The 20,257-nt window shown below is 68.2% G+C and carries 15 protein-coding genes; 9 read left to right on the forward strand and 6 right to left on the reverse strand.

All coding sequences use genetic code 11. The features are described from left to right. Positions 1-121: 121 nt before the first annotated feature. Both Q0309_RS13480 and Q0309_RS13485 read left to right on the forward strand, forming a co-directional pair. Positions 122-418 carry a NepR family anti-sigma factor gene (locus tag Q0309_RS13480; RefSeq protein ID WP_299441988.1) on the forward strand — a complete coding sequence of 99 codons (297 nt, stop codon included), beginning with the start codon at positions 122-124 and terminating at the stop codon, positions 416-418. A gap of 72 nt (positions 419-490) precedes the next feature. Next, on the forward strand, positions 491-1,063 hold the full coding sequence (locus Q0309_RS13485; RefSeq protein WP_299441991.1) for a sigma-70 family RNA polymerase sigma factor: 573 nt from the start codon (positions 491-493) through the stop codon (positions 1,061-1,063). A 130-nt stretch (positions 1,064-1,193) separates the two neighbouring features. On the opposite strand, the gene Q0309_RS13490 is transcribed toward Q0309_RS13485, so the two are convergent. From Q0309_RS13490 to Q0309_RS13510, 5 genes are all read right to left on the reverse strand, one after another. Beyond that, complete coding sequence (locus Q0309_RS13490) at positions 1,194-1,553, reverse strand: hypothetical protein (protein WP_299441994.1); 360 nt, start codon at positions 1,551-1,553, stop codon at positions 1,194-1,196. 242 nt (positions 1,554-1,795) lie between these two features. Further along, on the reverse strand, positions 1,796-3,799 hold the full coding sequence (gene tkt / locus Q0309_RS13495) for a transketolase (protein WP_299441997.1): 2,004 nt from the start codon (positions 3,797-3,799) through the stop codon (positions 1,796-1,798). 164 nt (positions 3,800-3,963) lie between these two features. Beyond that, entirely contained in the window at positions 3,964-4,902 is a 939-nt protein-coding gene (locus Q0309_RS13500; RefSeq protein WP_299442000.1) for a phosphoribulokinase, read from the reverse strand. Between the two features lie 89 nt (positions 4,903-4,991). After that, positions 4,992-5,969 (reverse strand): class II fructose-bisphosphatase, encoded by a 978-nt coding sequence (gene glpX / locus Q0309_RS13505; protein WP_299442003.1) that lies wholly within the window; start codon positions 5,967-5,969, stop codon positions 4,992-4,994. A 141-nt stretch (positions 5,970-6,110) separates the two neighbouring features. Beyond that, positions 6,111-6,761 (reverse strand): response regulator transcription factor, encoded by a 651-nt coding sequence (locus tag Q0309_RS13510; protein ID WP_299442006.1) that lies wholly within the window; start codon positions 6,759-6,761, stop codon positions 6,111-6,113. A 104-nt stretch (positions 6,762-6,865) separates the two neighbouring features. Here Q0309_RS13510 and Q0309_RS13515 point away from each other — a divergent pair, with 104 nt between their 5' ends. The 6 genes from Q0309_RS13515 to Q0309_RS13540 all read left to right on the forward strand — a co-directional run bounded on the left by Q0309_RS13515 (position 6,866) and on the right by Q0309_RS13540 (position 17,959). Beyond that, complete coding sequence (locus Q0309_RS13515; protein ID WP_299442009.1) at positions 6,866-7,285, forward strand: VOC family protein; 420 nt, start codon at positions 6,866-6,868, stop codon at positions 7,283-7,285. 726 nt (positions 7,286-8,011) lie between these two features. Next, a complete protein-coding gene (locus tag Q0309_RS13520; protein ID WP_299442012.1) occupies positions 8,012-9,835 on the forward strand; it encodes an ABC transporter transmembrane domain-containing protein in 1,824 nt (607 codons plus the stop codon). Further along, positions 9,832-12,081: a peptidase domain-containing ABC transporter gene (locus Q0309_RS13525; RefSeq protein WP_299442015.1), complete on the forward strand. Its 2,250-nt coding sequence runs from the start codon at positions 9,832-9,834 to the stop codon at positions 12,079-12,081. Before Q0309_RS13520 ends, Q0309_RS13525 begins: the two co-directional genes overlap by 4 nt. A 31-nt stretch (positions 12,082-12,112) precedes the next feature. After that, positions 12,113-13,465 (forward strand): HlyD family type I secretion periplasmic adaptor subunit, encoded by a 1,353-nt coding sequence (locus tag Q0309_RS13530; protein ID WP_299442018.1) that lies wholly within the window; start codon positions 12,113-12,115, stop codon positions 13,463-13,465. A 32-nt stretch (positions 13,466-13,497) separates the two neighbouring features. Beyond that, positions 13,498-13,743, forward strand: coding sequence for a hypothetical protein (locus Q0309_RS13535; protein WP_299442021.1), 246 nt, complete (start codon positions 13,498-13,500; stop codon positions 13,741-13,743). A 259-nt stretch (positions 13,744-14,002) separates the two neighbouring features. Continuing rightward, positions 14,003-17,959, forward strand: coding sequence for a DUF4114 domain-containing protein (locus Q0309_RS13540; protein WP_299442024.1), 3,957 nt, complete (start codon positions 14,003-14,005; stop codon positions 17,957-17,959). Positions 17,960-18,431: 472 nt separating this feature from the next. Here the strand turns inward: Q0309_RS13540 and Q0309_RS13545 are convergent, their stop codons facing one another. After that, positions 18,432-18,788: a helix-turn-helix transcriptional regulator gene (locus Q0309_RS13545; protein ID WP_299442027.1), complete on the reverse strand. Its 357-nt coding sequence runs from the start codon at positions 18,786-18,788 to the stop codon at positions 18,432-18,434. 609 nt (positions 18,789-19,397) lie between these two features. Between Q0309_RS13545 and Q0309_RS13550 the strand changes: the two genes are divergently transcribed. Next, positions 19,398-19,952 carry a dihydrofolate reductase family protein gene (locus Q0309_RS13550; RefSeq protein ID WP_299442030.1) on the forward strand — a complete coding sequence of 185 codons (555 nt, stop codon included), beginning with the start codon at positions 19,398-19,400 and terminating at the stop codon, positions 19,950-19,952. Positions 19,953-20,257: the final 305 nt, after the last annotated feature.

Genomic DNA, 20,257 nt, shown 5'->3' on the forward strand with positions numbered 1-20,257 from the left:
TCGGCAGTCAGCACGACGGGCATGACGAGACGGGGCGAACCGACCACGGTCGCGATCCGGCACCTCGCCGATCGCGGGCGCCCCGACCCGAGGCAAATGGACAGCCGGGCGGAGCGAATTGATGTGGACCTCAACACGGAAGCGCGACCTTCAACGCCTGAACAGGTCGAACACCCAAGGCAGCGGCGGCAACGGCCACGGCAACGGCCGCTACCGCACCAGCCCGCCCGACAGGGAGGACAGACCGGCTTTCCGCACCATCGTCCATCCGGACAACGAGAATGAACACTGGGTCGACTCGCACCTGCGCCGCGCCTACGGCGACATCGCGGCCGAACCGCTTCCCGAAACGTTTCAGGCGCTGCTGCGCCGACTGCGTGGGGACGGAACCGGCAACGGGGGCGAGACCACCGACTGACGGCGCGGCCGGCCGCTCCCGAACGGGACCGTTCGAGCCGCGACCACCCAAGACAAGGGAAAGGAGGCGTCCATGCCATCCTTCAACCAGGAACTCGTCGACGCGTTGCCCCACATGCGGGCCTTTGCGCACTCCCTGACCAACGATCAGGCCCTCGCCGACGATCTCGCCCAGGAAGCGGCCACCCGCGCCCTCGCCAACCAGGACAGCTACCAGCCGGGCACGAACTTTCGCGGCTGGGTGTTCACCATCCTGCGCAACGCCTTCTACTCCGAGCATCGCCGCAAGTGGCGCAAGAGCGAACAGGCCGATGAAGACGCCATGCTGTCGCACGGCGAGCCCAGCGGGCAGCACGCCAGTCTTGAACTCGACGACTTCAAGCGGGCCTTCGTCTGCCTGCCCGAGGAGCAGCGCGAGGCCATGGTCCTGGTCGGCGCGTGCGGGTTCGAATACGAGCAGGCCGCCGAGATCGCCGGATGCGCGCCCGGCACGATCAAGAGCCGGGTCTCGCGCGGCCGCCGCGACGTCAAGGCCGTGTTGGACGACGACACCGTGGTGCGGCCCCGGGCGCCGGCCGGCACGCCCACGCCGCATGACGATCTGATGGACGAGATCGACACCCAGCTCGGCCTGGCGGCGCAATAGCGCCCGGACAGTCGATCAGACAAGCTCAGACAAGCCAAGGGAGCGCTCAAGACAGGGCAATCGGGTGAACGACGCCGGTATGAGCGATTGTCCGCCGAGCGCCTTCCCCGCGAGCAGCGCACGCAACGCGTCATTGCGAGGAGCGCAGCGACGAAGCAATCCAGGGCGAATACATCATGAACACGCCCTGGATTGCTTCGCCGGCGTCAAATGACGCCGGCTCGCAATGACGGTTTTTGTGCGGGCCTCTGGTCCGGGGTTCCGTCTCGGCGTTGGGTTCCTCCTTCACCCGATTGCCCTGGCGCTCAAGAGGCGCTCCCTTTTGCTTGGTGCGCCAGGCATGGCAGGAACCTTGAAGGTGAAAGTCCCCTGCGGGCCCTGGTGACGGGAACCGCTTGCCGAACAGCAAGGGCGTCGCCGCGAGACCGGCGCTTAAGAAATCTGTCATACCGACCGACGAAAAGGTTGACCGGACTTGCAGGCCTGCCATCACACCACGGCTCGAGATCCCTCGGCTCGCTGCGCTCGCTCGGGATGACAGATGTGGTTGTTTCACAAAAGAAAATGCCATCCCGAACGCCCCGAAAGGGGCGGAGGGATCTCGGGAAAAGGCAAGAAATGGGTCCGGTCAACGAGTAACCCAATTGTCTGCCGGTATCATACCTATCGTCGCCTGGTCTGAGAGGGGGAAACCGCGAGGGCTCCCCCTCCTCGATTCAGGCGCCAATAGGGTTACAGCCGCGCCTTGGCCGCCGCGACCATGGCCTCGGCAGTGATGCCGAAGTGATCGTACAGCGCCGTCCCCGGGGCCGAGCCGCCGAATCCGGGCATTCCGACAAAGGCGCCGTCGTCACCCAGCCAGCGGTGCCAGCCCATGTCACCGGCCGCTTCGATGCCCACCCGCACGGTGCCCGGGCCGAGCACGCTGTCGCGGTAGGCCGCGTCCTGCTCGACGAACAGCTCCCAGCACGGCATGGAGACCACCGCCGTCGGGAAGCCCTCGCCCTGAAGCTTGTCACGCGCCTCCATGGCGATCGCCACCTCGGAGCCGGTGGCCAGCAGCGTGATCCGGCGCGCGCCGGCCTCGGCCTCGGCCAGCACGTAGGCGCCCTTCTCGCACGGCATGTCCTGGCGCAGCGTCGTGCGCAACGCGGGCAGGCCCTGACGGCTCAGCGCCAGCACACTGGGGCCGCCCGTGTTCTTCAGGGCCAGCGCCCAGCATTCGGCGGTCTCCACGGCGTCGGCCGGGCGGAACACCTTGACGTTGGGCATGGCGCGCAGCGAGGCCAGATGCTCGACCGGCTGGTGCGTCGGGCCGTCCTCGCCCAAGCCGATGGAATCATGGGTCAGCACGTGGATGACCCGCACGCCCATCAGCGCCGCCAGGCGGATCGCCGGCCGGTTGTAGTCGGCGAAGACCAGGAAGGTGCCGCCGTAGGGGATGACGGCGCCGTGCAGCGCCAGTCCGTTCATGGCGGCGGCCATGCCGAACTCGCGCACGCCGTAGTGGATGTAGCGGCCGTCGTAGTCCTGGGCCGAAACCACGTCCATGCCGGAAACCTTGGTGTTGTTCGAGCCCGTCAGGTCGGCCGAGCCGCCGACCAGGGTCGGGATCGCCGGCACCAGCACCTCCAGCGCCTTCTGCGAGGCGACACGGCTGGCGATCTTCGGCTTGTCCTCGACCAGGCGGGCGATGTGCTCGCGCAGGGCGTCCTCCCAGCCGGCCGGCAGGTCGCCCGACACGGCGGCGGTCAGGGCCTCGCGCCGGGCCGGGTCGGCGGCCTCAAGACGGCCTTGCCAGTCGGCGCGGTCGGCGGCCCCGCGCGCGCCGGCGGCGCGCCAGGCGCCCAGCGCGTCCTCGGGCAGGGTGAACGGGGCGTGCGGCCAGCCCAGCGCCTCGCGGGCGGCGGCGATTTCCTCGTCGCCCAGCGGCGCGCCGTGGGTGGCGGCGGTGCCCTGCTTGTTGGGCGCGCCGAAGCCGATGACGGTCTTGCAGGCGATCAGGCTGGGCTTGTCGCTGTCGCGCGCGGCCTGGATGGCGGCGGCGATGGCCTCCGGATCATGGCCGTCGATGCGGGTGGTGTCCCAGCCGCTGGCCTCGAAGCGGGCCAGCTGGTCGCACGAGGTGGCCAGATCGGTCGCGCCGTCGATGGAGATGCTGTTGTCGTCCCACAGCAGGATCAGCTTGTTCAGCTTCAGGTGGCCGGCCAGGGCGATGGCCTCCTGGCTGATGCCTTCCATCAGGCAGCCGTCGCCGGCGATGACGTAGGTGTAGTGGTCCACCAGGTCGCCGCCGAAGCGGGCGGCGGCCATGCGCTCGCCCAGGGCCATGCCGACGGCGGTCGCCATGCCCTGGCCCAGCGGGCCGGTGGTGACCTCGACGCCCGGGGTGTGGCCGTATTCGGGGTGGCCGGCGGTCTTGCTGCCCAGTTGGCGGAACTGCTTCAGGTCCTCCATGGTGATGCCGTCCATGCCGACCAGATAGGTCAGGGCATAGATCAGCATCGAGCCATGGCCGGCCGACAGCACGAAGCGGTCGCGGTCGGGCCACTTCGGATCGGTCGTATCGAACTTCAGGAACCGGGTGAACAGCACCGTGGCCACGTCGGCCATGCCCATGGGCATTCCCGGGTGGCCCGACTTCGCGGCCTGCACGGCGTCGGCGGCCAGAAAGCGAATGCAGTTCGCCATGGCGGCGTGGGTGGCGGTGGCCGTGGACGGAGTGTGATGGGTCATGGCGTGGTCCTTCCTCGCGCGGGGCCGGTTGTTGTGATGGCGGCCCTCATCCTGGTCGTTTCCCTATCCCTTGGCGGCGACGGCCCGGCCTGACCGGACGAGGCCAGACCGGGCCGCCGACCGGTCAATTCAGCATGGCGGCCCGGACGCCGCATTGACGCATCTTAAATCACGTGAACGCCCAGCGCCGCCTTGACCATGTGATAGGCGATCAGAAGCTGCGACAGCGCCAGCGGGTGACTGACCACCTGCTCCCGGTTGGCGTTGGTGAACTCGCCCACGTTTTCCCGCAGGTGGCTCGCCTCGGGGATCAGGTCCCACAACAGGTTTTCCAGCGCCGCCGCGCGCTCGTCGGTGAGCGCGCCGGACAGGCCCAGCACGTCCACCGGCTTGCCGTCCTCGTCGCGGGTCAGGTCGAGGCTCAGTTCGTTCTTGGCGCTGGCGTCCACCAGCGGTGCCAGATTCGGGTGCGGCAGGGTCGGGCGCAGGATGTGGCGCACATCCAGGTGCGCGCCGCGTTCGTCGGCCTGGCCCTCCGGGCGCGCGAACTGCACGACAATGTCGGCGAAAGCCCGCTGCGGATGGATGTAGGTCGGGCTGTCGGTCTTGCGCTTGTCCAGCGAGGCCAGGACCTGTTCGCGGGTATAGCCGCGCTCGGCGGTGTCGCGCTGGATCTTCCAGTCGATGCGCAGGTCCTCGTCCGGGTCGAGGTAGACCTTGACGTCGAAGCAGTCACGCATCTCCTTGGTGGCATACCCCAACAGGCCCTCGACGATGATGAACGGCTTGGGCGCGATGTACTCGGCGGGCGCCAGTTCGCCCCGCGTGTGGTCGTACACCGGCTTCAGGATCGGCTTGCCCTGGTTCAGCAGTTCCAGGTGCTGCTCCATGATATCCATGTAGTTGGACCGCGGGTCCAACGCCGACAGGCCGTTGTCCTTGCGTTCGGCGCGCGTGAACCGGTGGTAGTCGTCGGTGCGGATGGCGGCGACGCGATCCTCGCCCAGGATGCGGGCCACGCCGCGCGCCAGCGTGGTCTTGCCGCTGGCCGAGTCACCGACCATGCCCAGGATGACGGGGCGATCGAAGCGCTTCAAAGGCATGACGGAGGGTCCCTCCCAAGAACGGTCTTTGTATCGTGGAGCCGGCGCGGGCCGCGCGGGGCGGCGGCGCGCGAACCGTTTTCGCATCGTCAGGCGGCGGTGCGCTCGCGCGGGCGCCAGTTGGTGAGGAACTGGCGCTCGCCGCTGGCCCCGGAGATCATCATCGTGTGCAGGCAGAAATGCTCGCGGTGGCGCTGCACGCCCTCCAGCAGCAGGCCGGGGGTGATGCCGGTGGCGCAGAAGAACACGTTTTGCGACCGGATCATGTCCTCCATGGCGTACCAGCGCTCGGTGCTGAGGCCGGCGTCGCGCACGGCGATCTGCTCGCTCGGCAACTGCGGGTCCAGGCGGCCCATGAAGTCGCCGCCCAGGGCGCGCACGGCGCAGGCGGTCATCACGCCTTCGGGCGTACCGCCGGTGCCCATCAGGGCGTCGATGCCGGACCCGGGAATGGCGGCCATCAGGGCGCCGGCCACGTCACCAGCCGGATAGAGGGCGACGCGAGCGCCAGCCTCGTGGATGCGCTCGATCATCGTCCGGTGGCGCGGCTTGTCCAGCACGTAGATGGTCAACTCGCCGATCGGCTTGTCCAGCGCCTGGGCCAACGCCGTCAGGCGTCGTTCGACCGGCCAGGACGGATCGATCTTGCCCTTGGCGGCCGGCGGCACGGCCAGCTTTTCCATGTAGAAGGCCGGGCCGGGGTCCATCATCGCGCCGCGCGGGGCGGCGGCGATCACGGCCAGCGAGTTGGCCAGGCCCGTCGCCATGTAGGTGGTGCCCTCGATCGGGTCGACGGCGATGTCCAGTTGCACGGCATCGGCCGCCGTGCCCACGCGCTCGTTGTTGTACAGGGCCGGCGCCTCGTCCTTCTCGCCCTCGCCGATGACGACGACGCCGTCAATGGCCAGCTGGTTCAGGGCCTCGCGCATGGCATCGACGGCGGCGCCGTCGCCGTCTTCCTTGCGGCCGCGGCCGATCCAGTCATAGGCGGCGACCGCCGCCGCCTCGGTCACGGTGCGCAGGGCGTACAGGAACAGGGGCGCGCTCTCCCCGGTCATGCTCATCATGGCCGCTTCTCTCCCCCTTCGTCTCGGACGGACGTGGATTTATGCGAAAGTTCTAATATCCGGCCCGACCCGGCGAAACGCTCTCCCGAGGGGGAATGTGGACTCTTTTGGGGAGGAGCGTCCCACTCAAACGGGTAGGCTTTACGCCGCCGACCCGCCCCGCCGCGCATTGGCCAGGAACACGGCGACGGCGCCGGCGCGATTGGACACGTCCAGCTTGCCGAACACGTTCTTGAGGTGGAATTTCACCGTGTGCACGGAAATGCCGAAGCGCGCGGCGATACAGGCGTTGGACTGGCCCTCGGCGAGGCAGGCGAGCAGTTCGCGCTCGCGCGCGGTCAAGACGTCGAGCGGCGAGGCGGGCCGTTCCGACAGGCGGCCGACGTCGGTGTAGGGGAAGGTCATGTGGCCCCGGGCCACCGTGTCGATGGCCGCCAGCAGCCGCTCCGGGCTTTCGGACTTGCAGCAGAAGCCCGCGCCCCCCAGGTCCATGACGCGGCGCGGAATGGCGGGGTCCGGGTCGCCGGTGTAGACCAGGATGCGCGGGGCCTGTGGCCGGTGGCGCAACGCCTCAAGCACGGCGGCGCCGTCCATGTAGGGCATCGTCCAGCCGATGACGCCCACCTGGAACGTCAGGCGCTCCACGGCGCGCAGGAACAATTCGCCGTCCTCGGCCGTTCCCAACAGATTGAACCGGGGATCGGCGCCCATCAGCGTCTTCATGGCCATGCGGACAAGCGGGCTCTTGTCGGCCACGAACACATCCACCAGGGGTCGCTCGCGCGTTTCCATGCCCAGACTCCGCCCGGAGAGCACCGCTGCCGCCGCCGATCCCTTAGGGTAGGGGTCCGTCCCCCCTTTGGCCAAGCCCCATATGACCGGGAGATCACCGTTTCATGAAATTTCTGCACACCATGGTCCGGGTCAGCGACCTGGACGCCTCTTTGGCTTTCTACCGCGACGTCCTCGGCCTGCACGAGACCCGGCGGAAGGACTCGGAAAAGGGTCGCTTCACGCTGGTTTACCTGGCCGCCGACGAGAACCCCGAGGCGGAGGTCGAACTGACCTGGAACTGGGACCCGGAGGACCTGACGAGCGGTCGCAGCTTCGGCCATTTGGCGTTCCGGGTCGAGGACATCTACGCCGCCTGCCAGCACGCCAAGGACAAGGGTGTGACCATCAACCGGCCGCCGCGCGACGGTCGCATGGCCTTCATCCGCTCGCCGGACGGCATCTCGATCGAACTCTTGCAGGCCGGCCAGGCCCAGGAGCCGCGCGAGCCCTGGGCATCGATGGAGAACACCGGCACCTGGTAAGCAGGCGGGCGGGGCCGACGCGCCCCGGAGTCGGGCCGGAAACGGCAAGACTCGGAACGCGGGCGGATCGAACCCGCGCCTCGTCGCGCCGATCGCTGGCCGTCCGGCCCGACACAGGCGCGCGCGGCAATGCGCTGGAATCCTTGCCGCATTCGCGCCCGCCGGCCGAACGCCAACCGAACCGGTGGCGGTATGACCGATGGCCGGCTTGCATTGGGGCGCCATTCGCGCGATGACTGGTGGGTCTTGTCGAGACATCGGATTTCGGATTTCCGTGGTCGATCAGGCATCTCCTCATGCTGGGCCTTAGCCCCGCTGCGACAGCAGCGGGGCTTTTTTCATGGCGGTTCTTGAGCCGCAGGGCGTGGAGCCTGGCCCAGCCCCCAACCCGGGGCGCAAATCGTGCGCGCCACCCGCCCAATACTGGTTGAAAGTAGAGCCACGCAATTTTTCTGCAATCGATTGACTGTATACATCAAAAGGCGCTTGCCGACGCCACCAGAACGGGCGCTCGGGTTCTCGACAAACTATGTACGACTTCTGGCCCGGTTTGTCGTGTCTTAAGGGTTTCTTATCTTCATCGCATCAGGGTATGTCCGTCAGGTGTCGGCGTTCGGGCAATCCGCCGACCGACCGCGATCCGAACGACACGACACGCCGAACAATGCAAGAGCGCGCTTTTGCGGTCGACACGCGTGGTTGAAGGGACCCATGCCGGATCAGTTGATGAAAGGTTTGAGCGGGGCACGACCCCGCCGCGCCGGTTCCGGGCGGCGGCCGGACGCGCGTGGCCGGCGCCGCCGCCGCGAAACGCCGGCGCGCTATTCGACGTTGCGCGGGGTTTTGCCGGAACTGGTGCTCATCAGCCTGTTCATCAACCTGCTGACCCTGATGCTGCCCCTGGTCCTGTTGCAGGTCTATGACCGCATTCTGCCCAACGAGGCCATCAGCACGCTGGCCCTGCTGGTGCTCGGCATCGGCGGTGCCCTGATCCTAGAAAGCCTTCTCAAGCTGGGCCGGTCCTATCTGACCGGCTGGGTCGGCGCGCGCTTCGAGCACAACACCGGCGTCGCCGCCATGCGCCGCCTGCTCGACGCGCCCGTGCAGGCGTTCGAGCGCGTCGGCAGCGGCGTGCACCTGGAACGCCTGGGCGCCCTGAACACGGTCAAGGACTTCTACGCCGGGCAGGCGTTGCTGTCGCTGCTCGACCTGCCGTTCGCGGTGCTCTACCTGGGCATTATCTGGCTGCTGGGCGGCTGGCTGGTCCTGGTGCCGCTGGGCTTGTTGCTGATCTTCGGGATCATGGCGGTGGGCCTGGGCGGCCGGTTGCGCGGGGCCATTGATCAGCGGATGACCTTTGACGACCGCCGGTTCAACTTCATCATCGAGGCCCTCAAGGGCGGCCACACCCTGAAGTCCATGGCCATGGAGGCGCAGATGATGCGCCGCTATGAACGCCTGCAAGAGAAATGCGGCGCCGCCAACCGGGACGTGACGCTGGCCAGCGCCTCGGCCCTGAGCCTGGGCGCGGTGTTCTCCCAGGCCACCATGGCGGCCACCGTCGGCGCCGGCAGCACCCTCGTCGTCGCCGAAACCATGACGGTCGGCGCCCTGGCCGCCTGCACCCTGCTGGCCGGCCGCTCGCTGCAACCGATTCAACGGGCGCTGGGGGTCTGGACCCGATTCCAGAGCATCCGCCTGGCCCGCCGCCGCCTGCACGCCGTCTTCGACATGGAGCCGGAAAGCGAGCCGGGCCTGCCCGAGCCCCGCGACGTCCAGGGCGCCCTGGCGCTGCGCGGCGCCGCGTTCTCGTTCGACGCGGAGGCGCCGCCGATCCTGCGCGATCTGAACATCGCGGTGCGCCCGGGCGAGTGCGTCGGCATCGCCGGCGACAACGGCTCGGGCAAGACGACCCTGCTTGGCCTGATGAGCGGGGCGCTCAAGCCGGACTGTGGCGACGTGCTGCTGGACGGCGTGCCGCTCGACCACTACGACCCGTGCCGCCTGAAGCGTCACATCGCCTACCTGCCGCAGCTGGGCGAGCTGTTCCGGGGGACCATCCTCGACAACATCACCATGTTCGATCCGCGCCGCAGCGAGGCCGCCATCGCCCAGGCCGAGGCCCTGGGGCTGGGGCCGATCATCGCCAGCCTGCCCATGGGCTACGACACCCTGGTGGGCGACAGCGCCAACGAGACGCTGCCGCGCGGCATTCGCCAGCGCATCGCCGTGGCCCGTGCCTTGCTGCCCGAACCCAAGGTCGTGCTGTTCGACGAGGCCAACACCGGCATGGACAGCGCCGGCGACGCCGACCTCAAGGCGGTGCTGGACACCCTCAAGGGCACCTGCACGCTCATCCTGGTGACCCATCGGCCGTCGATGCTGCGCATGGCGGATCGCGTCTACGACCTGCGCGACCGCACCCTGACCCCGCGTCAGGACACGAGCGGCGGGCCGGTCGCGGTTTCGCCCCCGGCCATCCAACAGGCGGTCTCTCCCCCAGCCTTCCAACAGAAGGCCGCGACCCCAAGGGTAGGAGGCGCGGCATGACCCCCACCGCCGCGCAACCCCGGCCCCTGCCGGATGAGCCCCATGACACCGGCGCGGCGGCGCCCGGCGACGACGGCCAGGCGACCGGCTGGGCGAGCGGCTGGGCGCGCCGGCCCGACCACGCCACCCTGACACGCCTGACGCCGGAGGCCCTGGGCGGCTTCACCGCCGCCAGCGATCTGGCCTCGTGCCTGGTGCCGCTGCTGCGCGCCCTGAACTGGCTGGGCAACCCGCGCCACGTGGCCGAGGCGTTGCCGCACTTCGCCGATGATCTGGACATCACCGGCCTGCGCAACACCATGGCCAACCTGAACTACTCCAGCCGTCCGGAGCGGGTCCGCCTGAACCGGATCGATCCGCGCCTGCTGCCGTGCCTGTTCGTGCCCGACCGGGGCGCCGCCCTGGTGGTGACCGCGATCGACGGCCGCACGGTGACCGCGTTCGACGGCGGGGCGCGCGCCGAAGGGCCGGTCAGCCGGCCGGGACAGCCCGGCACCGCCTATTTCTTCACGCCGCTGGAACCGGACGAACCGCGCACGGCGGCGCAGCAACGCGCCGGCTGGTTCGCCGGGGTGGTGCGACGGTTCCAGGGCCTGGTCTGGCGGATGCTGGGCATCACCTTCGTGCTCAACCTGTTGGCCCTGGCCACGCCGCTGTTCGTCATGGGGGTCTATGACAAGGTGGTGGGGGCGCGGGCGCTCGACACCCTGGGATGGTTCGCCCTGGGCGTCGGCGTGGCCATCGTCTTCGACACGCTGTTGAGGGGTTTGCGGGCGCGAATGCTCGCCTACATCGGCGGGCGCCTCGACGCCATCGTCGGCAACGCGGTGTTCCAGCGGATTCTTCACCTGCCGACGTCGTATACCGAGCGCGCCACCATCGGCGCCCAGGTCGCGCGCATCAAGGACTTCGAATCGGTGCGCGAGTTCTTCACCGGACCGCTGGCCAACACGATGCTGGAGATGCCCTTCATCCTGGTGTCGGTCCTGGTGCTGGCCGTGCTCGGCGGCTGGATCGCCGTGGTGCCCCTGGTGGCGCTGGTGGCCTTCGTGCTGCTGGGCCTGGTGACGGTGCCCATCGTGCGGCGCAATGTGACCGAGGCGGCGCGGGTCGGCTCCCGCCGCCAGGAGTTCCTGGTCGAGACGACGACCAAGATGCGGGCGCTGAAGCAGGCCGGCGCCGAGGACGTGTGGCTCGACCGCTTCCGGGCCGTCTCGGCGCGCGCGGCCACCGCCAGCTTCCGCACCGCGCAGACCCAGAACCTGCTGCAAACCGCGTCGCACATGCTGGTCGTGATCTCGGGCGTGGCGGCCATGACGCTGGGCGTGTCCGGGGTGCTGGGCGGCGGCATGACGGCGGGCGCGCTGATCGCGTCGATGATCCTGGTGTGGCGGGTGCTGTCGCCGATGCAGACCCTGTTCATGTCGCTGTCGCGGTTCGAGCAGATCCGCTCGTCCATCCGCCAGATCAACGCCCTGATGACCATCGCCCTGGAGCGCGAGCCGAACGTCATGGCCCACCCCCTGCGCCGGCTGAAGGGGCGGGTGGTGTTCTCGCGTGTCTCGTTGCGCTACGTGTCGGGGGCCGACCCGGCGTTGGTGGGCGTCAGCTTCGTCGCCGAGCCGGGCGAGGTGGTGGTCATCACCGGCGCGAACGGGTCGGGCAAGTCGTCGATTCTCAAGCTGATCGCCGGACTGTACAAGGTCCAGGCCGGATCGGTGCGCATCGACGACAAGGACATCCGCCAGCTTGATCCCGTCGAACTGCGGCACGCCATCGCCTATGTCCCGCAGCAGGCCACGTTCTTCTACGGCACCATCGCCCAGAACCTGCGGCTGGTGGAGCCGACCGCCTCGGACGACGATATCCACTGGGCGCTGGCCGAGGCCGGCGCGCTGGACGAGGTGCTGGCGCTGCCGGACGGCTTGGCCACGCGCATCGGCGATGGCCGCGCCGAACAGCTTACGGCCTCGCTGTGCCAGCGGCTCAATCTGGCCCGCGCCTACCTGAAGCGCGCGCCGATCTACCTGTTCGACGAACCCGTCAACGGCCTCGACTTCGAAAGCGACCATGCGTTCATGGACACCGTGCGGCGGATGCGCGGCCACGCCACCGTGTTCATCATCACCCACCGGCCCAGCCACTACGACCTCGCCGACAAGATGCTGGTGCTGGAGGGAGGATACCTGCGCCTGTCCGGGCCGGTCGCCGAGGTGCGGCCGCGCCTGAACCTGGACCGGATCTGATCTGATCGCCCACAAGGAGGGGCGCCCGCCCATGCCCAAGGCCACCACCCTGGACCGTCCGACGCCGTCGCAGGCCAGCCGCCAGGCGCGCCACATGGCGCAGTCGATCGTGCTGGAGGAATCCGGGCCGTCCGCCCTGATCCGGCTGGCCCTGGTGATGGTCTGCGCGCTGGTCGGCGCCCTGGTCGTGTGGGCCGGCCTGACCACGGTCAAGGAGGTGGCGCACGCCCCCGGCAGCGTGGTGCCCTCGTCGAGCCTTCAGGTCGTGCAGCACAAGGAGGGCGGCATTCTGCGCGACGTGCTGGTGCAGAAGGGCCAGACGGTGGAGGCCGGCCAGGTGCTGGCCCGCCTCGATCCGGTCGAGGCCCGCTCGGACCTTGAAACCCTGCGCACCCGCCTGATCAGCCTGCGCCTCAAGGCCGAACGGTTGCGGGCGTTCGCCGAGGATCGGGCGCCGGACTTCTCGTTCGCCGGCGCGGCTTACGCCAATCTGGTCGCGGATCAGCGCTACATCCTTTCGCTGCAACAAGAGGAGCACGCCGCCGCCCGCCAGGTCCTGCGCGATCAGATCGCCACCCTGGATGGCGAGACGACGCTGGTCGAGAACAAGATCGCCTCGCTCGAACGGCAGGTGGACCTGGTGATCCAGCAGCGGGAAATGCGCCGCGAACTGATGGTCGAGGGCCTGGGCTCGCGCGTCACCTTCCTGGAGGTCGAGCGCGAGGTCGAGCGCATCAACGGCGAGATCAACGAACTGACCAACCAACTCGCCCTGAACGACCAAAGCCGCAAGGAACTGAGCAGCCGTCTGGCGCAACTGGATGCCACCCGCCGGCGTGAGGCGCTGGACCAAATGGGCGAGGTGAACGCCGAGATCAACGAGGTCATCCAGAGCCTGACGGCCGAGACCGACCGCTTGAACCGCCTGGAAATCACGGCCCCCGTCGACGGGCTGGTGCAGGACCTGAAGATCCGCACGCCGGGCGCGGTGTTGCAGCCGGGCGACGCGCTCATGACGCTGGTGCCCATCGACGACGTGCTGATCGTGGACTCCCGCATCCAGCCGCGCGACGTCGGCCATGTGCGGGTTGGGCAGGAGGTCACGGTCAAGCTGTCGGCCTACGACTTCGCCCGGTACGGGTCGGCCGAGGGCGTGCTGACGGACGTCTCGCCCACCACGTTCCTCGATGAGCAGACCGGCCAAGCCTACTACAAGGGGTTCATCGAACTGACGCGGAACTATGTGGGCGATGTGCCGGGGCGCAATCCGATCCTGCCGGGCATGACCGTCGACGCCAGCATCATCACCGGCGAAAAGACGATTCTCGCGTATCTGTTGCGCCCCATCTACGTCTCGCTCAGCCAGGCGTTCCAGGAACGCTAGCCGGCCGATCCGGACCGCAAAGGAACCGCGCCATGGCCCGAACGCCCGCCGCACCCGATCCCAAGGCCGACGACGACCCGCGCCACGTGGTGACGCCGGAGCGGGACCGGCGGCGCGACCCGCGCACCGACCCGTCCGTGCTCGATCTGGGCAGCGCCACGGAAGGGCACGGCGACTGGACGGCGGTGGTGGCCCCGGACTTGGCGCCCAAGCCGGACCGCTCCGCCGACTCGGGGGCTCATTTCGACCGCGTCATGAAGGGCGATGAGAGCGACTGATTCGGGACGGCGCCAGGGTGATCGCCGTGGAGACGCGGTTTTGGTATGACCTACGTAGTATTGATCCCGCGAAACCCTATGACCAAACGGAAGTCTTTGTTTTTGGGACTTTTGTCGCGTGTTGTTGACGCCATATAGTCGGTGGGCCTGCCGCTGACCATCGGTAGGCACATGACTGGATCCAGACGGCGTTTTTGTTACAGCGACACGCGCTCCATCCTGGCCGTATCGACGCGAGAACCGCACAGACGAGGGCATCATGGCCACCGAGACCGACACCACCCGGGTTTCCGATCGGCAGATTCTTGAAGACACGACGTCCATGGCGGAGGCAGGAACGCCAAGACCCGACGACGCCGAGCTTCAGCAAGCCATCGGCAACATGATGCCGGGCGACGACGCCCGGGCGCATGAGAACATCCACCAGGGTGCCGAGCAGGTGGAATGGGGCACCGGGCAGGACATGCCGAACGGCGGTGCTCGGCTGGCCAACGCGGGGTACGAGCCCGCCGGCGCGGGCTCGCCCGGCACGCCGGACGTACTGGCGTCATCGATCGATCGCCTGATGGACAGTGTGAACAGGGGGCTGGCCGGTGACGGCGCAGACGCGCCGTCGGCGCCGGCCGCGCCCCAGGCCCGCGCGACCGGGGACGGCGCGGTCGATCCGTTGCCCGCCGCGCCGACGGACGAGGCCACCCTGCCGCCCGGGATCGTGCCGGGCCTTGCGGATGGCGTGGAGACCCTGGTGCGCGGACCGGCCGGGGCCGAGGGCGCGCCCGACCCTGCGATACAGCCCGACGTCGCGGGCTTGGATGTAACCGACGACACCCCGGCGACACCCGGCGCCCCCGAGGCCGAGGCCGGCGGCCCGGATGGGGGTGATGACACGGGTAGCCCGACCGGGACCACGGCCGGCGGCCCCGATACGACCGAGGCCACCGATCCTCCCGCGACCACCGAGCCTCCTGAAACGACCGAGACCAACGAGCCCGAGACCGACGAGACGGCGACCGACGAGCCTGGTCCCGGTGAAACGGGCGCCCCGGAGGAGTCCGGTGATACCGGCGGCACCGACCCCGAAGATACGGCGCCGGAACAGCCTGCCTCCGACGAGGGCGGCGAAGACGGGGGCGAAGACGGGGGCGGCGATGAAACGCCACCGGCCGAGGCCGGCAGCGACGATGGCGGCGAAGGGGAGGCTCCGGCCCAGTCCGACGGCGGCGATACGGGCGAAGAGACCGGCGACGGGGCACCGGCGCCCAGTGAGCCGGACGTCCGCTTCACCCTCGACAATTCCCAGACCTGGACCCCGGACTTCGAGGGTGACGACACCGTCCAGATCACCGAGAGCGGCACCACCACGCCGTGGGGCGCCGAGGTCACCGCCGACACCGACGCCAGCGGCGACGGCAAGACCTCCATTGAGGTCGACAGGTGGAACAAGGCCAAGAGCGTGATGGCCGAGGGCGACGGCGGCAGTGACGTCACCGTCGACAACTTCGTCCACGCCGACGTGCGCCTGGGCGACGGCGGCGACAGCACCGTGACCATCATCGACGCCAAGCGCGGCGCGGTCGAGACCGGCGACGGCAAAGACGTCGTCGACATCGACGCCCGGACCAACAACGCGGGATGGGACAATACCTTCCGGGTCGAGACCGGCGCGGGCGACGACGCCGTGACCGTCACAGGCCACAAGGGCCACACCCAGGTGGTGGCCGACCTGGGCGACGGCAACGACGCCATCACCGTGGACGGCGCGACCAAGTCCGCCGATCTGACGGGCGGCGCCGGCAACGATACCCTGACCAGCGGTGTCGGCGACGACATGCTGGACGGCGGCAGCGGCGACGACGTGCTGGACGGGGGTCGCGGCGCCGACACGGTGCACGGGGGCGCTGGCGACGATCTCGGCATCGTGCGCACCGCGGATCGGACCTCTGACGGTGGCGAGACCCGCTACGACGGCGGCGAGGGTACCGATACCCTGCGGGTCGAGGTGGACGACGCCAACCTGACCAACGGGGACATGCTGTCCGACCTGCGCGAGATGCGCGAGGCGATCAACGCCGGCGACGGTGGCGAAACCGCCGTCGACAGCCTTGGCCTGACCGTCTCCGACTGGGAAGGCACGGCCATCGTGGACAGCCAGGGCAACGCCGTCGACCTGGACGCGGACGGCGTGACCCTCACCACCAAGGACGCCGTCGGCGCCGAGGACACCGCCGTCGCCCTTGATATCAAGGCGATGCTGGCGGACCAGGACGGCTCCGAAACACTGTCGGTGACCGTCTCCGGTGTGCCCGAGGACGCCCACCTGTCCGCCGGCACGCGCAACGAGGACGGCAGTTGGACGCTGACCGCCGACGATCTCGACGGCCTGTCGGTGTCCACGGCGGAGAACTGGAACGGCACGCTGGCCCTGGACGTCACCGCCACCGGCACGGAACTGAGCGGCCATTCCGCCTCGGCCACCGAATCCTTGTCGGTCGAGGTCGCCGCCGTCAACGACGGTCCGGTGATCAGCGGCCTGGAGAACATCATCCGCGTCACCAATGTCAGCGACCTAGTCTACAAGCACAGCTTTGACAGCCAGGCCGCGTTCCCGGACCTGGCGGAAAAAAACCGCCTGGACCCGGAAAAGGTCAACGGCGTCGACCCGGACAACCTGACGCTCAAACACGACCACGATGTCAGCGTCACGTTCGTCAGCGAGGGCGCCGGCTATCACAACTCTCTCGGCTGGTACACGGTCGAGGAAGACGGCACGCTGAACAATCCGCAGTTTGTCTACGGCGACGCCACCGACAAGGTGATCGAAAAGGCGGGCACGGAAACGGTCACCCTGACGCCGCCGGAGGACGGCTTCGCCGGCAAGACCCTCGGCTTTTTCCTGGTCGGGAACGGCCACAACAAGAACAAGAAGGCCGATTTCTGGGACGATGCCTCGAAGAACGAGGGTGGAAAGCTGGCCTTCGTTGACGACAGCGGCGCCCCCGCCACGGTGGATACGTCGAACCCGAAGCTGGTGTTCGTGGGTGACGACGGCAGCGTGAACGAGGTCAAGTCTCAGGGCGGCATCTATCATTCGACGGCCGCCAACGACACCACCGGCCTGAACCCGGACGACCTGCAACACGCGATCAGCGGCGTGACCGACGACGGCGACAGCCTGATGGTCGGCTTCGAGGATCTGAAGAACCTGGGGGACCACGACTTCAACGACCTGGTGTTCAAGGTCAACGTCGGCGCTGAGAACGCCCGGCAGCTGGTGCCCACGGCCGCCGCCCCCGGTATCCAGATCGAGGACGCGGACAGCCCGATGATGGCCGGCGCCGAGGCTCGTCTGAGCGAGGGCATGTGTGTGGGCGACGAACTGCACCTCAACGGCGTGACGGTCAACGAGGACGGCACCATCGGCGACACAGGCGTGAAGATGGAGGTGGTGCAGGACGACACCGGCTACGCCATCCGCTTCTCGGGCGAGGCCGATCAGGCCACCTACACCGACCTGCTCAGCCGCGTGAAGCTGCAGAACAGCGGCACCGAGCCGGACCTGGGCGACCGCTTCATCGACTTCACCGTGGATGACGGCCAGGCGAGCACCACCGCGCGGGCCACCGTGCGCGTGACCGACGAGCCCAATCCGTCGGACATCATCCTCGATCCGGCCACGGAGGACCCAGGGGCCGAGGCCATGGGGGCCGAAGCGCCGGCGGAGAAGGCGGAGGGGCTGGCGCCCGAGGCCGCCGGGCTGACCGCAGCCATGGCACCCCCTGACGCGCTTGCCGAGGCCGGCGCGGACGACACTCAGGGGCCGGACAAGGGTGACGGTCAAGGGGACGGGTATGGCGACAGTGAGGCTGAGGGCGGCGACGGCCAGACCGAAGGCGGGACCAAGGCCGACGCACCGACCAAGGAGCCCGAAGCGGACAACGAGAACGATGGCATCGAACTCAGCGCCTCGGACGCCACGCTGGAAAGCACGGTCCTGTTCGACCTGGAGGAACCGGAGGACACCGACGACGGCGGCGGCGCCTGGACCGACGATGAAAGCGACGCAGAGGTCGGCGGCGACGGGGGGTGGACCGACACCGTTGAAGGCGGCGGCGACGCCAACGCGGATCCACCGCCCGATTTCTCCAACGCGGGCTATGCCGAGACCGGGAGCGGCATGGGCGAAGACGAGGTCTTCGGCGCGGAAGAATTCGTCTAATTATAGAAGTCCTTGCATAATACTGGTAGACGCAAGGATCGACCGTTCCGACCGGCCTGTCGTCACGCCACCGCTCGAGATCCCGCCGTCGCTGACGCGCCCTCGGGATGACAGATGCGGTTGTTTCATATGATAAAATGTTGTCCCGAACGCCCCGACAGGGGCCTATCGTATTCACACGTCTCCGCCAGCGTTCGCGCGAGCCGACGGGGCGGCGCACGACCCCACCCCAACCCTCCTCGTAAACGGCCATCCAATTCACATATCAATACTCTTTCTCGTCATTGCGACCAGGGAAGAGACGAAGAAATCCAGGGCCGATGTCTGCGCTTTACACTCTCTATTGCTTCACCATCGTCTTGCGACGAGGGTTCGCAATGACGAGTCTCGTTGCCGCCGTAGCGGGGCTCCCCGGCTTGGCGGGCAAGAAGTGTGAAGACGTCAGCCGTAAACGGGGAGGGAGGGAGTCCGGTCAGCGCCCGGCCAGCGACTTCAACAACCCGGAGAAGGTTTCCCGCACGCTCTCGGGGGCGGCGTAGTAGGCCTCGATCAGCGCCCGCGTCTCGGGATGAGAGAGCACGGCGTGCGCGGCCCGTGTCCGCTCGGCGTCCGCCCCCACCACGGGGTCGTGCGGGCCGTACAGATCGCCCACGGTCACGCCCAGGACGCGCGCGGCGCGGGTCAGCAGGGCGATGGGAATGACGTTCGTGGCGGTTTCGAGATTGCGGACCTTGGTGGCGCTGATCTCCAGCCGAGCCGCCATCTCGTCGGGGGAAAGCCCGGCTCGTTCCCGATAATAGCGCAGCCGCGCTCCGATGTCGCGTTCCATACCGACGTTGCGGCGTCCGCGCACGCCTCGCACTTGGTCAACCGTCTCCACTTGATCGCCTCCCAGTCCACACGCCTCCGGCGAGTCCCCTAGAATTGTCACGTCGGACCTGTGTAATTGACAATCGGGAGACGTTCAAGAGAGGCATCATATGTCAGGATTGTATGTAGGCCGTGCGTCTCTCGTCCGGAGTGCCCTGCTCCATCGGCAGGGCAATCGGGTGAACGACGAAAGGATGCGCGAAAACCCGCATGAGAAGCTTATTGGCGATCAGGACACGCAAGGCGTCATTGCGAGGAGCGAAGCGACGAAGCAATCCAGGGCGAATACATCATGAACAAGCCCTGGATTGCTTCGCCGGCGTCTAAAGACGCCGGCTCGCGATGACGGTTTTTGTGCGGGCCTCTGGCCAAGGTTTCCGTCTCGGCGTTGGGATCCTCCTTCACCCGATTGCCCTGGCCCCTTCGGTCCCGCCACTTGACGTGCCACCCAGAAAGGGTGCCAATGGGGCACCCATTGAGGGTGCCGCGCGCGACCGCACGTCAGCGGCGACGCCGTGTCGTTCGATGGGGTACGATCCGTTCACGGGATTGTAACGCCGGGGTCGTCATGGGTGCCATGGTCCGCCTGTACAGTGCCGTCAGTCTCGACGGCTTCATCGCCACCCCGGAGGGCGGCGTTGAATGGCTGGCGCCGTTCGACGACCAGGACCTCGGCTACGCGGACTTCTACGCCCGCGTGGGCCTGCTGGTGATGGGGCGGGCGACGTATGAACAGACCCTGTCTTTCGGACCGTGGCCCTATACAGACAAGCCGTGCTGGGTTCTGACCAGCCGGCCGCTGGACGGAGACATCCCAAACGGCGTCGCGCGCTGGCAGGGGGACATCCCGGGCCTCATGAGACGCGCGCGCGAGCACGACGACGGCGACACCTGGGTCGTGGGCGGCGCGCGCACGATCGCCCTGTTCCTGACGCATGGTCGGGTGGACCAGATCGACATGTTCGTCGTGCCGACCTGGCTGGGCCAGGGCCTGCCGCTGTTCCCGGAGGTGGCGCCGCGCCTGTTGCCCACCCTGGTCCGCAGCCAGCAGTATGCCGGCGGGGTGGTGCAACTGACCTATCGCACGCGGTCCCCGTTCGACGTGATTCCGGCGTCGGGTTGAGCGCGTATCCGGGTGCGATGTTCGGATGCGGGCACGCGCCGTGATCCGGGAGCGGGGTGATTGGTTCGCCTCACAGGGCTGAAGAGCGACTCTTCATCCCGTCATTGCGAGGAGCGTCGCGACGAAGCAATCCAGGGCAAGTATTGGTGTTGTACGGTCTGGATTGTTTCACCCTCGTCTTGCGTCGAGGGTTCGCCATGACGAGTCATGATCCTGTTCGCAGCCGTCGTAGGGTGCGTCTGGAGGCGGAGAAGCCGCCGACGACGCACCGGATGGCCGCGACGGCCGCGAGGCGGTGCGTCGCC

Source organism: uncultured Rhodospira sp., assembly GCF_937138205.1.
Classification (GTDB): Bacteria; Pseudomonadota; Alphaproteobacteria; order Rhodospirillales; family Rhodospirillaceae; genus Rhodospira.

Coding starts and splice junctions, on each gene's coding strand:
- tkt (WP_299441997.1), bottom strand. CDS start 3,799: ATGACCCATCACACTCCGTCCACGGCCACCGCCACCCACGCCGCCATG.
- Q0309_RS13545 (WP_299442027.1), bottom strand. CDS start 18,788: ATGGAACGCGACATCGGAGCGCGGCTGCGCTATTATCGGGAACGAGCC.
- Q0309_RS13540 (WP_299442024.1), top strand. CDS start 14,003: ATGGCCACCGAGACCGACACCACCCGGGTTTCCGATCGGCAGATTCTT.
- Q0309_RS13485 (WP_299441991.1), top strand. CDS start 491: ATGCCATCCTTCAACCAGGAACTCGTCGACGCGTTGCCCCACATGCGG.
- Q0309_RS13490 (WP_299441994.1), bottom strand. CDS start 1,553: ATGGCAGGCCTGCAAGTCCGGTCAACCTTTTCGTCGGTCGGTATGACA.
- Q0309_RS13515 (WP_299442009.1), top strand. CDS start 6,866: ATGAAATTTCTGCACACCATGGTCCGGGTCAGCGACCTGGACGCCTCT.
- Q0309_RS13525 (WP_299442015.1), top strand. CDS start 9,832: ATGACCCCCACCGCCGCGCAACCCCGGCCCCTGCCGGATGAGCCCCAT.
- Q0309_RS13530 (WP_299442018.1), top strand. CDS start 12,113: ATGCCCAAGGCCACCACCCTGGACCGTCCGACGCCGTCGCAGGCCAGC.
- Q0309_RS13510 (WP_299442006.1), bottom strand. CDS start 6,761: ATGGAAACGCGCGAGCGACCCCTGGTGGATGTGTTCGTGGCCGACAAG.
- glpX (WP_299442003.1), bottom strand. CDS start 5,969: ATGATGAGCATGACCGGGGAGAGCGCGCCCCTGTTCCTGTACGCCCTG.
- Q0309_RS13520 (WP_299442012.1), top strand. CDS start 8,012: ATGAAAGGTTTGAGCGGGGCACGACCCCGCCGCGCCGGTTCCGGGCGG.
- Q0309_RS13480 (WP_299441988.1), top strand. CDS start 122: ATGTGGACCTCAACACGGAAGCGCGACCTTCAACGCCTGAACAGGTCG.
- Q0309_RS13535 (WP_299442021.1), top strand. CDS start 13,498: ATGGCCCGAACGCCCGCCGCACCCGATCCCAAGGCCGACGACGACCCG.
- Q0309_RS13500 (WP_299442000.1), bottom strand. CDS start 4,902: ATGCCTTTGAAGCGCTTCGATCGCCCCGTCATCCTGGGCATGGTCGGT.
- Q0309_RS13550 (WP_299442030.1), top strand. CDS start 19,398: ATGGGTGCCATGGTCCGCCTGTACAGTGCCGTCAGTCTCGACGGCTTC.